Consider the following 14903-nt stretch of genomic DNA (forward strand, 5'->3'; position numbering starts at 1 on the left):
AGGGGATAAGCAAAGTAATTATGTGCTTTAACACTCATTGGAGGAATATATATGAATAAGGAATTAGAATTTGCCCAAAATCTTATTGATTTTATTTATGATAGTCCAACATCTTATCATGCTGTAGCAAAGGTTAAAGAAGATTTATGTAAAGAAGGCTTTGTGGAAATTAAAGAAGAAGAAAAGTGGAACCTTAAAAAAAGCGGGAAATATTTTGTGACTAAAAATGACTCCGCACTAATTGCGTTTGTAGTTGGAAAGGGAGAAATCGAAGAAAATGGCTTTAAAATTATTGGCGCTCATACAGATTCGCCTACATTTAGAATTAAACCAGCACCAGAAATGGTAGTAGATAATACGTATGTAAGATTAAACACAGAGGTTTATGGCGGACCTATATTAAATACTTGGATGGATAGGCCTCTTGCAATAGCTGGACGGGTAACTTTGCGAGACAAAAATATTCTATATCCAGAAACTAAGTTAGTAAATATTAAAAAGCCTATAATGATAATTCCTAATTTAGCTATTCATATGAATAGAGAAATAAACACTGGAATTGAACTAAATAAGCAAAAGGATACATTGCCACTACTTTCAATGGTGAGCAACGAATTAGAAAAAGATAATTATCTTATGAGTGCCATTGCAAAGGAATTATCTGTAGATCATAAACAAATTATAGATTTTGATTTATTCCTTTATGAATACGAAAAGGGTTCAATTATCGGGTTAAACAATGAATTTATATCAAGCTCAAGATTAGATGATTTAGCAATGGTACATGCAGGAATAAGAGCACTAGCTATAGCGCCAGCCGCAGAGGCAACAAATGTAATGGTTTGTTTTGATAATGAAGAAGTAGGAAGCTCAACAAAGCAAGGTGCGGACTCAAATATGCTAGTTAATATATTAGAGCGTATTACAATATCTTTAGATAAAAATCGTGAGGATTTTTTAAGATCAATTTCTAAATCTTTTATGATATCAGCGGATAATGCACATGCTGTTCATCCTAATAGTCCAGAAAAGAATGACCCAACAAATAAGCCTTATATGAACAAAGGCCCAGTTATAAAAATTAATGCTAATCAAAACTACACAACTGATAGTAACTCTGATGCAGTTTATGAATTAGTTTGTGAAAAAGCAGGGGTGCCGGTGCAAAAATTTGTTAATCGTTCTGATGCACGTGGTGGGTCAACTATAGGACCAATATCTTCAACTCATTTAAATATACGCTCGGTAGATATAGGAAGCCCAACTCTAGCTATGCATTCTATAAGAGAACTAGGCGGAGTAATAGACCATACTTATGTTACGAAATCATTTGAAGAATTTTATAAAATTTAATAAAAAGATAACTTAAGCACATTTAAAAAGAACTCACAATGTTTCATTGTGAGTTTTTTTTGTTGTTTTTGCTAATAATTAAACAATTAGTTGGAGATAATAATTTCAACTAGGTCTAAAACTTTACAAATATTATTAACAAAAAGTGTTGAAAGGGTGTTTATAATGCCATATGCTACATTAGGGGCAATAGCCGTAATAAGTATTTTAATCTACATAGTGATAAGAAAAAATCTGAATTATTATGAAGAGGAAAATTTACTAAAAGATGTTCCAACCATAAATGTGAATAGAGAAGATTTAGAGAAACATGCTTTCGAAATGGCACGTCATTATGCTGATGTGAAAAAAACTAATTGTAAGAAAAAGCTTATTAGTAATTTAGATAGAAGTTATGAAAAGATTTTAAATGGCTATGATAGCATGGATAAAGAAGAAAAAAATAAAAAAGATGTATTGCCTGCTTCTGAATGGCTTTTGGATAATCTTTACTTGGTAGAGAAGGAGTATAAGAGTATAAAATATAACATGCCACAAAATTATTATAAAGACTTACCGGTGATATACAAAGGTTTCATGAAGGGCTATCCAAGAGTTTATCATATTGCTATAGAAATAGCATCTCACACCGATGGTAGGATGGATGAAACAGTTATTGAAAATTTTATTAGGGCCTATCAAAGGAGTGCTGTACTGACGTCTGGTGAACTTTGGGCTATTCCTATAATGTTAAGAATAGCATTAATTCAAAATATTAGTAGGATAACTGAAAAAATTGTTAAAGCGAAGCAAGATAAAAAAGAAGCAGAAAAAGTTGCAGAGCGTTTAATCAATGCTTTTAATGAAGATAAAATTGTCAAAGAGATATATTTATTAGAAAATGAGAAATTTACATTCAATTCTCATTTTACAGAAAGATTATTGAAATTGTTAAGGGATAATGGTATTGATTCTAAAGAGGTTTATGATTATATAGATGAAAGGCTTGGAGCGCAGGAAACAAGCCTAGAAGAAATTATAGTATTAGAGCATCAAATGGAAGCTAATTTTGAAATATCTATGGCAAATTCAATTAATAGTATAAGGGTTATTGAAGGTTTAAATTGGGAAAATTATTTTGAAAAGCTAAGTGCTGTAGAGGGTATTTTGAGAGAAGATCCTTCACATATTTATAGAGAAATGGATTTTCAATCTAGAGATAAGTATAGACACGAAATAGAAAAAATATCTAAAAATATAAAGCTTCCAGAATCATATATAGCAAAAAAAGCTATTGAATGTTGCGAAGAAAGTGAATTTTCAGAAAATAATACCTATGAACAACATGTTGGATATTATTTGATAGATAAGGGACTAAATAAATTAAAGCGAAAAATAGGATATGAGAATACTGGTATAGAGAGGCTCAAAAACAGCATAAAGAAGAATGTAGAGAATTTTTATATAGGCACTATTATTATATTTACAACGATAATCATATGTCTAATTATTGCGAGTAGCCTATTAAATGATAGTAATAAAGATTTATGGAGATATTGTCTTGCCATAATTGTTATATTAGTACCCTGTAGCGAAATAGTAATATCGATTTTCAACTGGAGTGTAAGTGTTCTGAGTACTCCTTCTTTTATTCCTAAAATGGATTTTAAAGAAGTAATACCAGAAAAATATAGTACGGTTGTAGTAATTCCAACACTATTAAATAATCCTAGTAGGGTAGTCGAATTAATAAATGATTTAGAAGTATACTATTTAGCCAATGCTCAGGAAAATTTGTTTTTTGCATTACTGGGTGACTTTAAAGATAGTGATACTGAGGAGGAAGTAGAAGATAAGTCAATAGTTAATGTTGGGCTTTTAGCCATAGAAAGTTTAAATAAAAAGTATTGCAAGCCTGATAAAAAGATATTTTTCTTTCTAAATAGACATAGACAGTACAATGAAAAAGAAAACAAGTGGATTGGATTTGAACGAAAACGCGGAAAGCTTATGGAGTTTAATGAGTTTTTAAGAGGTAACGAGAATACTAGTTACGATGTAATAAGCAGCAATCCTCTGAATCTTAGAAAGGTTAAATATGTTATTACATTAGATGCGGACACGAAGCTTCCAAGGGACTCTGCAAAAAAACTTATAGGTGCTATGGCTCATCCACTAAACAATGCTGTCATAAATAATAGTAAAAAGAAAGTGGATAGAGGTTACGGTTTAATGCAACCGAGAGTAGGAGTGTCTATTCTTAGCGCAAACAAAACTCTATTTTCAAAGATATTTTCTGGGGAAACGGGTATAGATATTTATACTACTGCTGTATCTGATGTATACCAGGATTTATTTGGGGAAGGGATTTTTACTGGAAAAGGAATTTATAATGTAGATGTATTTAATTATATGTTAAAAGATGAAATACCTGAAAATACTGTATTAAGCCATGACTTGTTAGAGGGCTGCTATGTTAGGACTGCATTAGTTACTGATGTGGAATTCATAGATGGATACCCAGCTTATTACAATTCTAGTTGTATGAGATTACACAGGTGGACTAGAGGTGATTGGCAATTATTACCTTGGATTACAAAACATTCGCCAATAAATAAAATATCTAAATGGAAAATATTTGATAATTTAAGGAGGAGCTTACTCGCACCCTCCATTACAATTTTGCTCATACTTGCATTAGGTGGAATATTGCCTGATGGGACGGATAAATGGGTTATTGCAGCATTTGTTGCGGTTTTAGCACCTATACTTTTTGATGTATCCGAAGCTGTAGTTTCTCCTGCTGCAGGTATAAGTTTATCGGGTAAAATTCAAAATGGGTCTATGGCTATAGAACAAATATTTTTGATTATTTGTTTTATACCTTTTCAAGCGTATATGATGTTGGATGCCATAATTAGAACATTATATAGAATAATGGTAAGCAAGAAAAATTTATTAGAGTGGCAGACAGCGGCAGACGTAGAGGTGAAACTAGGGAAAAAACTTAAAAATTTCATAGCTTTTATGTGGATTGAAAGTGCAATTTCACTTTTGATTTTATTTTTAGCATTTAATTCAAGTTTGAGTATTGGGTTTCTTAGTATACCGTCCTGTGTGCTTTGGTTTTTAAGCCCTGTAATTGCATATGTTATAAGTCGCGATAGAAGTTTAGAAACTTTTAAAATGATGGTTGAAGAAAAGATCTTTTTAAGGAAATTAAGTAGGAAAACTTGGGCGTATTTTGAGGATTTTGTCAATGACGAAAATAATTGGCTTGGACCAGATAATTATCAAGAAGATCCGCCTAATGGATTAGCCCAGAGAACTTCACCCACTAATATGGGTATGGAATTAACGTCAAATATAGTTGCCTATGATCTAGGGTATATAGGCATAATGGAAGTAACACAAAGAATAGAGAAAATTATGACTTCAATTGAGGACATGGTTACGTATAAAGGTCATTTTTATAATTGGTATGATACTAAAACTAAAACTCCACTTTATCCTAGATATGTGTCCACTGTGGATAGCGGGAACTTAGTTGGTTATCTCTGGTTGGTTTCTCAATCACTAGAAGAATATTTGTGTAATCCAATATTTAATCTTGTGCAAGTGGAGGGTTTGCAAGACACAATAAGGCTTGCTAGTGAAGAAATAGAAGAATCCAAAGAAATGAAAGAATTATATCATCAAGTGATTGTCACCTTAGGCAATGACAAAACAGATTTTTATTCTTGGAGAACTGTGCTTGTAGATTTAGCATCAAGGGTTACGGAAGTACAAAAAGGCAAGGAGCCATATTGGAATAAAAAACTCAAAGGTGATGTGGATAAGTTCTTAGAGGAAATAAATGAATTTTTCCCTTGGTTTGAGTTTATCCATGAAAAAAACTTTGATATAGACATTAGTAATTCTTTAAAAAGCTTAATCGAAAACACAGCAATAAATTGTATTCCAGAAAAAACCACCAACATATTAAATATGTTAAATGGCATGTCAAAAAGTGATGAATCTTTAGAGAAATTAAAAGATTTACTGCAAAATACAAAAGAAAAAGCTCAAGTGGTTATTAGTAGCATTGAGAGCTTAAAAGAAAGACTAAATTCAATGGCAGAAGCTACTGATTTTAAAATGTTGTATGATGAAGAAAGAGAACTGTTTAGAATTGGATATGACGTTGAGAATGATAGTCTAGGTAAGAGCTATTACGATTTACTTGCGTCTGAGTCAAGGCAGGCTAGCTTTGTTGCCATAGCAAAAGGAGATGTTCCTAATAAACACTGGTTTAAGCTTGGTAGGTCTATGACTCTTATGGGTAAAAGTAAGGGATTAGTTTCTTGGAGTGGGACCATGTTTGAATATATGATGCCCCTACTTATAATGAAAAATTATCCGGAAACAATGCTAGATGAAACTTATAAAGCTGTAATTGGGGCACAAAAGAAATATTGTAATGAAAGAGGGGTGCCTTTTGGAATATCTGAATCTGCATTTTATAATTTCGACATAAATTCAAATTACCAATACAAGGCATTTGGGGTAGCAGGAGTAGGACTCAAGTCAGGACTCGAAGATGAATTGGTTATTGCGCCATACGCTACTGTTATGGCACTGCAAACTGATTTTAGAGGATCTTATGATAATCTTAAGAGCCTTGCTTTGGAAGGATTAGAAGGAACTTATGGTTTTTATGAAGCGGTAGATTACACTAAAAACAGAATGTTAAAAGAGGAACCTAAGGCTATTATTAAGTGCTTCATGATTCATCATGAAGGTATGAGCTTAATGGCAATAGACAATGTATTATTAAATAATATTCTTCAAAAAAGATTTCATACTTTGCCAAAGGTCAAAGCTACAGAGCTATTGCTTCAAGAGAAAATTTCTAAGAGAGTGGTATATGATAGAAAATATAAATTTAATATATCAGGAACTACTATAGGAAAACAAAAGATTATAGTTAGAAAATATATTACAGCTAAAACGGAAACTCCAGAAACACATTTAATTTCTAATGGAAGTTATTCGCTAATGATTTCTAATAGTGGGTCAGGGTATGCTATGCGAGATAGAACTATGATTTATAGATGGAGGGAAGATGTCACTAAGGACAATACAGGCATGTTCGTGTATATCAAAGATATGGATGAACATGAATACTTCAGTGCAGCTTATGAACCTTGTAAAAAGGTAGGGAATAGTTATGAGGTAACATTCGCCTTAGACAAAGCTGAATTTACAAGGGACGATGGTGATATTACTACTCGCACGGAAATCACTGTGTCTACAGAGGATGACTCAGAGGTAAGAAGATTATCCATTACAAATCATGGTACCGTAAGTAAAAGTTTAGAAATAACAAGCTATTTAGAAGTAACTCTAGCTCATTATGATGCAGACATAGTCCATCCAGCTTTTGGGAATCTATTTGTAAAAACAGAGTATATAGATAATCCTAGCTGCATCCTGGCAACGAGAAGACCTAGGGCTAAGGGTAAAAATCAACCTTGGATTATGCAAACTGTTGCAACGGAGGGAACTACCGTAGGAACTGTTCAATATGAGACTAGCAGAGAGAGTTTCATAGGGCGTGGTGAAAATACAATACACCCTATAGCAATGAAGCAAGACTCAATTTTATCCAATACTGTAGGGGCGGTGCTTGACCCTATAGTAAGTATGAGGAGAAGAGTAAATATAAAACCTGGTGAAACGTGCATTATAGCTTTCACTACTTCGATAGCTGATAGTAAAGTGGAAGTAATAAGTTTAGCTAAGAAATATAGTGAACTTCACAATGTAAATGCGGTGTTTGAACTGGCGTGGAGCCAAACTCAGGTAGACATGAAATATCTAGGTATAAAATCTAGCCAAGCAAATTTATACCAAGTAATGGCTTCTAAAATATTATTTTTAAATTCCACTTTTAAACAAAGAGAAGAAAATATAAAAAATGTAAAGAAGGGACAATTTACGCTTTGGGGATATGGTATTTCAGGAGATTTACCTATAATTCTACTTATAGTTCGTGAGAGCAAAGATAAAGATCTCGTTCGTCAACTTTTAAATGCCCATGAATACTTAAGCCTTAAAGGGTTAAGAGTTGATTTGGTAATAATAAATCTTCAAAAAGCCTCATATGATCAGCCTTTACAAACTGATATTAAGGATTTTGTGTGCAGTAGTCATTTAAGAGATAAAGAAAATAAACCTGGAGGGCTCTTTATACTTAATAAGGCTACTATTATGGAGGAGGATATAGAGCTTTTAATAGCTATAGCTAGAATAGTTATAGATTCCCGCAAGGGAATGTTAGTATCTCAAATTCAGAACAATTTAAAGAAAATAGAAAAACAACCATTATTACAGATTGTAGAAAATCAATTTAAATGGAAAGAGCACAAGTTTAATATGAAACCGTTAGAGTACTTTAATGACTTAGGAGGCTTTAATGTAGAAAGTGAAAACTATACTATTCTACTTAAGGATTTTAATAATACACCAGCACCTTGGATAAATGTAATTTCAAATGGTGATTTTGGATTCCATGTATCAGAATGTGGATCAGCTTATACATGGTACCTTAATAGCCGCGAAAATAAAATTACTAATTGGTCTAATGATTGGGTAAGCGATGAATGCTCAGAAGCTATATATTTGCGAGATGATGCTTATGGCAATGTGTGGAGCATTACACCTAAACCAATAAGGGATGGTGGAGAATACTTAATTGAGCATGGCTTTGGATATTCAAATTTCAAGCATGAAGCTTTTGGAATTATGGGTGAAGTAACCATGTTTGTGCCTAGGTCGCATAACGTTAAGCTATGCAAAATAAAACTTAGAAATAATAGTGATATAGCAAGAGATATAAGTATAACCTACTACGCAGAACTTGTGATGGGGGTTGTACGAGAGCATACTGCTCAGCATATTGTTACTCATTTGAATGAAGAGAAGGAATATATATATGCTACAAATTGTTATAGTCAGCATTTTGGGAAAATAAATGCTTTCTTAAGATTATTTGGAGGCGGGCAACAAAGCTTTACTGGCAATAGAAGTGAATTTTTAGGCAGAGGAGGAAGTGTAGAGGAACCTGAGGTACTAAAGAGAGTAAGACTTTCAAACAATGTAGGAGCAGGACTCGATCCATGTCTTGCAGTCACTTCAAAAATTCATATAGAACCTAATATGGAGATTGAATTAGTAGCGATGCTTGGTGAAAATGAGAATTTAGAAAATATTTCTAAAACTATTGGCGAATTTGAAGATTTTAAGAGAGTGGATACTGAACTCGAAAATGTAAAGAACTATTGGGACAAATTACTTCATACGTTGCAAGTTAAGACTCCGGATAAGAGTATGGACTTAATGCTTAATGGATGGCTAATGTACCAAACTATAGTGTGCAGGTTATGGTCGAGAACTGCTTTTTACCAATCTGGTGGAGCTTATGGCTTTAGAGATCAGCTTCAGGATGTTATGTCACTAGGCATGATTGAGCCAAGTATGACTAAAAAACAGATTCTATACAGTGCTTCAAGGCAATTTGTTGATGGTGATGTGCAACATTGGTGGCATCCGGTTGTAGATAGTGGTATAAGAACAAGGTTCTCCGATGACTTATTATGGCTACCTTATGTCACTATGGATTATATAAAAAACACAGGGGATTTTTCTATTCTTGATCAGCAAGCTCAGTATTTAATGGATACGCCACTAACAGACGGTGAAGATGAAAGATATAATATTTCTGGAAGGGCAGATTTTACAGGTAGTATATATGAACATTGCATAAAAGCTATAGATAAAAGCCTTAAATTTGGTCCTCATAACATTCCACTAATGGGTAGTGGAGATTGGAATGATGGAATGAGTACCGTTGGGAATAAGGGCAAAGGTGAAAGCGTATGGCTTGGTTGGTTCTTATATGATATACTAGGAAATTTCTTTGAAGCTTGCACATATAAAAACGATGATGAAAGAATACAGAAATACAAGGAGATGCAAGAATATATAAGGATAAATCTAGAGGAAAACGCATGGGATGGTAATTGGTATAGGAGAGCATATTTTGATGACGGCACGCCACTAGGATCATCTCAAAATGAGGAGTGTAAGATAGATTCCCTATCTCAATCATGGGCAGTTATATCAGGAGCTGCAGATAAAGAAAGGGCAGAGGAGGCTATGAAGTCATTAGAGCATTATTTAATAAAAGAAGATAATGGAATGATTTTGCTTTTAACTCCTCCTTTTAGTAAATCTACTTTGGAGCCAGGTTATATAAAAGGCTATGTGCCGGGAGTTAGAGAGAATGGTGGACAATATACACACGCTGCAACTTGGGTAATTCTTGCCTTTGCTAAACTTTACAAAGGTGACATGGCGGCAAAGCTCTATAATATGATAAACCCTATTAATCATACAAAAACACTGCCTCAGTGTGAAAGATATAAAACTGAGCCTTACGTAATGACTGCTGATGTTTATGGGAAAGAACCTCATGTAGGACGCGGAGGGTGGAGTTGGTATACTGGAACCTCAGGGTGGATGTATAGAACGGGAATAGAGGCAATTTTAGGGTTTAAACTAAAGGCGGGAAAAGGGTTTACCATTGAACCTTGTGTGCCAGAGGAATGGCCACAGTATGAGATTATATATAAAAAAGATAAATTCGAATATGTGATTGAGGTTAAGCGCCAGGGAGACAAAGGAATTTGGCTTGATGGTAATTTATGCGAAGATGGATTGGTTCCATTTATTGATGGAGTGCATAAAGTTGAAGTTATAATCTAAAAAAAACAGGTGACTTCTAATAAGAAGTCATCTGTTTTTATAGCTTTAAAACAAGTTAGTCTTCTGTGTCTGGAATTTCTTGGCCACCATTATAGGTATAGTCAAATTCAACATTGGATATATTCATAGAAACTATAGGATCAGTTACTGGGTTTGGTAGCATAGTAGAATCATTTTCGGAGTAAGATCTTATCTCCTTATTTTCTAATTCATAAAAATTTCTTTCGTAGGGTGCATACACTTTTGTTTGCTTCTTAAGGTCCTTAGCCATGTTCATACCTCCTCTTATATTATATTGTATTATATAGCATTCCACGAAAGAGAGAAAAAAATGAAGGTAATATTAGTTAAATCATCTCCTGCGGAGCTGCAACAGCTTCGTAGAAGATGCATAGCTTCTAAGAAGATAAATTGACGACTTCAGAAGGCGAATTATACTCCCACTTATAGAAATGGGAGACTTTTCTTCTGAAATGTCGTTAAATCATATTGGTGCATATAATGAATTGAATTAGCATAAAATACATATGAAAATAAAATTCAAAAAAAAGAGGTAATTTTCAAACAAATGTAGAATAATATATATCTAATTACTATCAATAGATAACGGTTATAAATTGAAAAAATATAATAAGTATTTTATAGATTTTCAAATTTAAAGGAGGAATAAAAATGACTGAATTAAGACAAATTTACAAATGCGATGTATGTGGAAATATAGTTGAAGTTGTTCACAATGCTGGCGGAACTTTAGTATGTTGTGGAAAACCAATGACACTTAAAGTAGAAAATACTCAGGATGCAGCAGCTGAAAAACATGTTCCCGTAATTGAAAAAATAGAAGGTGGAATTAGGGTTAAGGTTGGAGCAGTTGAGCACCCAATGCTTGAAGAACATCATATTGAATTTATTGAAGTACACACAGAAAATAAGGTGTACAGAAAATACTTAAAACCGGGCGAAAAACCAGAAGCAGAATTTAAATTAGAAGAAAAAGTGGTATTCGTAAGAGAATACTGTAATTTACATGGACTTTGGAAAGCATAAAATTTAAAATTATTATTGACAATTTAAGTGAATAGGCATAATATAATTTAAATAGCCTATAATGTTATAGTCTTTGATGAGAAGTAAGTAAATTTAAAAACAGATTTACAGAGAGTCGTTGATGGTGGAATTACGATAACTATGTTTAAATTGAATGGATCTCTAAGACTCGGGATGAAATGCAGTAGTCCTTGACGTAAGCCTTACGTTATAAAGGTAGGATATCCAAGTGTATCTGTTTAAGTAGAAGCTTTAATGTAGCTTGTAAGTGTTAGGTGGTACCGTGTATATACGCCCTATGGATTTATCCATAGGGCTTTTTTTGTATTTAGCATATTTAGAATAATGAAAAATAAGATGTTGAGTAGAAAGCATATGAACAAGAATTAGCATTCGGATCAATATATGATTTTCATTTATTATTATTATTATTATTATTATTATTATTATTATTATTATTATTATTATTATTATTATTATTATTATTATAGGAGATGATTATTTTGGAAGAAAATAAAAAGGTAATATTTAGCGGGATTCAACCTTCGGGCGACTTAACACTAGGAAATTATTTAGGAGCTATAAAAAACTGGGTTAAATTACAAGAAGAATATGAATGCTATTTTTGTGTGGTGGATTTACACGCGATTACAGTAAAGCAAGAACCAAAGGACTTGAGAAGAAGAACCTTAGAAATGTTGGCTATTTACATAGCTTCAGGTATTGATCCTGAGAAAAATACTATGTTTATTCAATCACATGTATCCGCACATAGTGAAGCTGCTTGGCTTTTAACTTGTTCTACTTACATGGGAGAATTAAGCAGAATGACTCAATACAAAGAAAAATCTAAAAACAGTGAGAGTGTAGGAGCAGGATTATTGACATATCCGGTGCTAATGGCATCAGATATTTTATTATATCAAACTAATTTAGTGCCTGTAGGAAAAGATCAAACTCAGCATCTTGAAATTGCCAGGGATATAGCTGAAAGATTCAATAAAACCTATAGTGATACCTTTGTAATACCTGAACCATATATAGGTAAATCAGGGGCTAAGGTAATGGATCTACAAGAACCAACTAAGAAAATGTCTAAATCAGGAGAGAATGTTAATGGATTCATTTTAATAATGGACCCACCGGAAGTTATAAGAAAGAAAGTAAACAGATCAGTTACAGATAGCTTAGGGGTTGTTAAGTATAACGACGAACAATTAGGCGTTAAGAACTTAATGACTATATTAATGGCTATAACTGGTATTTCTATAGGGGAAATAGAAGAAAAATATGAAGGATTAGGTTATGCTCAATTTAAAAAAGATGTAGCGGAAGCAATAGTTGCGGAACTTGAACCTATACAGATAAAGATTAAGGAATACATAGGGAAAAAAGCTTATTTAGAAGAAATTTATAAAAAGGGTTCGGAAAAAGCTAACTATGTGGCTAATAAGACACTAAGGAAAATGCAAAAGAAAATAGGATTTATACCAAGATAATAGAGGATAAAATTCTCTTATTGCAAGCTACTTGGAGGAAATTTTATACTATAATACATAGTTCCTAGCGGTAGTACAACCTTAGTTGACAGATTTCTTGATTAAAGCTAGAATTGATAGGTAGAGAAATGAAAAGTGAAATTTAGAATCACTAGTAGTTCAGAGAGTGGTTGTAAGAATATATATGTGCATGTGAAAAATAAAAGGAGCGTGATGACCTTGGCGGATTACATAAAAGAGATTGAGAAAAGAAGAACATTTGCTATAATTTCCCATCCGGATGCTGGTAAAACTACACTGACGGAAAAATTATTATTATATGGGGGCGCAATAAGGCTTGCAGGTTCAGTTAAAGCTAGAAAAGCGTCTAAACATGCAGTTTCTGACTGGATGGAAATAGAGAAACAAAGAGGTATTTCTGTTACGTCTTCAGTTATGCAATTTAATTATAATGATTTTTGTATAAATATACTTGATACACCAGGTCACCAAGACTTTAGTGAAGATACTTACAGGACCCTTATGGCAGCGGATAGTGCTGTAATGATTATTGATGGTGCAAAAGGGGTCGAGGAACAAACAAGAAAGCTATTTCATGTTTGTAGCATTAGAGAAATACCTATTTTTACATTTATTAATAAGATGGATAGAGAAACTAGAGATATATTTGAACTTATGGAAGAAATAGAAAATGAATTTGGAATTAGATCTTACCCAATAAATTGGCCTATAGGTTGTGGGGTAGATTTCAAAGGGGTTTATGACCGACGTACAAAGGAAATCATTGTTTTTGATGATGGAAAGCATGGCCAAATAGAAGCTAAAGAGACAAAAATAAGTATTAACGATGAAAAGGCAATTGAACTTATTGGCGAAACATTATATGAAAAGCTTATGGAAGATATGGAGCTTTTAGATGTAGCAGGGGATGAATTTGATTTGGAAAAGGTTGCTAAAGGAGAGCTTACTCCGGTGTTCTTTGGAAGTGCTTCAACTAATTTTGGAGTTGAGCCTTTTTTAGATAACTTTTTACAATTAACTTCAGCGCCGTTACCAAGAAATTCAAGCATAGGGAAAATCGATGTTTTTAGTAAGGGTTTTTCTGCCTTTGTATTTAAAATTCAGGCTAATATGAATAAAGCTCACCGGGATAGGATGGCTTTTATGAGAATTTGTTCTGGAGAGTTCCAAAAGGGCATGGATGTTTATCATGTACAAGGCGGTAATAAAATAAAATTAGCACAACCTCAACAATTTTTAGCACAAGAGAGAGAGATAGTGGACACGGCTTATGCAGGAGATATTATTGGAGTTTTTGATCCAGGTATATTTAGCATAGGAGACACTATATGTTCTTCTTCAAATAAATTTGAGTTCGAAGGAATACCAACTTTTGCGCCAGAACATTTTGCAAGGGTGAGAACTGTTGATACCATGAAGAGAAAGCAATTTATAAAGGGCGTTACACAAATAGCTCAAGAAGGTGCAATCCAAGTATTTAAGGAACTTCATATAGGGATTGAACAAATCATAGTTGGGGTTGTAGGAGTACTTCAGTTTGAAGTATTAGAGTTCAGACTTAAAAATGAATATAATGTAGATATTAAGATGGAAAGATTAGCATTTAAACATATAAGATGGATTGAAAAGTGTAATATAGATATAGATAAAGAAAAACTCAACTTGACTAGTGATGCTAGGATAGTTAAAGACCTTAAGGACAGAAACTTATTAGTATTCCAAAATGAGTGGGGTATTAGCTGGGCAACAGAGCATAATAAAGGCTTGATTTTATCAGACATTGGTAAAGATAAGGACTAAATAAAAAATAAAAGAAAAATCTCTTGAATTAATTTTCAAGAGATTTTTTCGCGTTTAGAAGGTTTTTACATGTTTCTTTTTCTGCTAGATAGAACATCAATTACAAATACAATCGCAGCAACTACTAGCAGGATATTAATTAAACTTCCACCTATGCTGAAAAGAACTCCCATTAACCAAAATAACACTATAAATCCACCTAACCAACGTAAAAAGGTCATATTTCCACCTCCACTTATTAAAATTACAATTTATATAGAAAATTAAAAATCGATAAGAGGTTATCTACTAAGGGTAGCATTATCTACTAAGAGTAGTTTATATATAGTATTTATTACTTTAGCGAAGTATATGCAATATATTTGTGAAAAAGTGTATGCATACATTTGAAAAAAT

At 33.0% G+C, this 14903-nt stretch carries 7 protein-coding genes; 5 read left to right on the forward strand and 2 right to left on the reverse strand.

Annotated elements, in window-relative coordinates; genetic code table 11:
* Positions 1-51 precede the first annotated feature (51 nt).
* Both ACWJJT_RS14295 and ACWJJT_RS14300 read left to right on the forward strand, forming a co-directional pair.
* Positions 52-1353 carry a M18 family aminopeptidase gene (locus ACWJJT_RS14295; RefSeq protein ID WP_216301852.1) on the forward strand — a complete coding sequence of 434 codons (1302 nt, stop codon included), beginning with the start codon at positions 52-54 and terminating at the stop codon, positions 1351-1353.
* 165 nt (positions 1354-1518) lie between these two features.
* Entirely contained in the window at positions 1519-10140 is an 8622-nt protein-coding gene (locus ACWJJT_RS14300; RefSeq protein ID WP_462955182.1) for a GH36-type glycosyl hydrolase domain-containing protein, read from the forward strand.
* Between the two features lie 55 nt (positions 10141-10195).
* On the opposite strand, the gene ACWJJT_RS14305 is transcribed toward ACWJJT_RS14300, so the two are convergent.
* On the reverse strand, positions 10196-10411 hold the full coding sequence (locus ACWJJT_RS14305) for a hypothetical protein (protein ID WP_462955183.1): 216 nt from the start codon (positions 10409-10411) through the stop codon (positions 10196-10198).
* Between the two features lie 401 nt (positions 10412-10812).
* Between ACWJJT_RS14305 and ACWJJT_RS14310 the strand changes: the two genes are divergently transcribed.
* The 3 genes from ACWJJT_RS14310 (at position 10813) to ACWJJT_RS14320 (ending at position 14507) form a co-directional block, all read left to right on the forward strand.
* Complete coding sequence (locus tag ACWJJT_RS14310; RefSeq protein WP_462955184.1) at positions 10813-11187, forward strand: desulfoferrodoxin; 375 nt, start codon at positions 10813-10815, stop codon at positions 11185-11187.
* Between the two features lie 503 nt (positions 11188-11690).
* Complete coding sequence (gene trpS / locus ACWJJT_RS14315) at positions 11691-12686, forward strand: tryptophan--tRNA ligase (protein ID WP_216301856.1); 996 nt, start codon at positions 11691-11693, stop codon at positions 12684-12686.
* A 219-nt stretch (positions 12687-12905) separates the two neighbouring features.
* Positions 12906-14507, forward strand: a complete 1602-nt coding sequence (locus ACWJJT_RS14320) for a peptide chain release factor 3 (protein ID WP_462955185.1) — start codon at positions 12906-12908, stop codon at positions 14505-14507.
* 65 nt (positions 14508-14572) lie between these two features.
* Here the strand turns inward: ACWJJT_RS14320 and ACWJJT_RS14325 are convergent, their stop codons facing one another.
* Positions 14573-14728, reverse strand: coding sequence for a DUF5670 family protein (locus tag ACWJJT_RS14325; RefSeq protein ID WP_462955186.1), 156 nt, complete (start codon positions 14726-14728; stop codon positions 14573-14575).
* Between the last annotated feature and the right edge of the window lie 175 nt (positions 14729-14903).

The sequence above is a fragment of the Clostridium sp. CM041 genome (genome assembly GCF_055081035.1).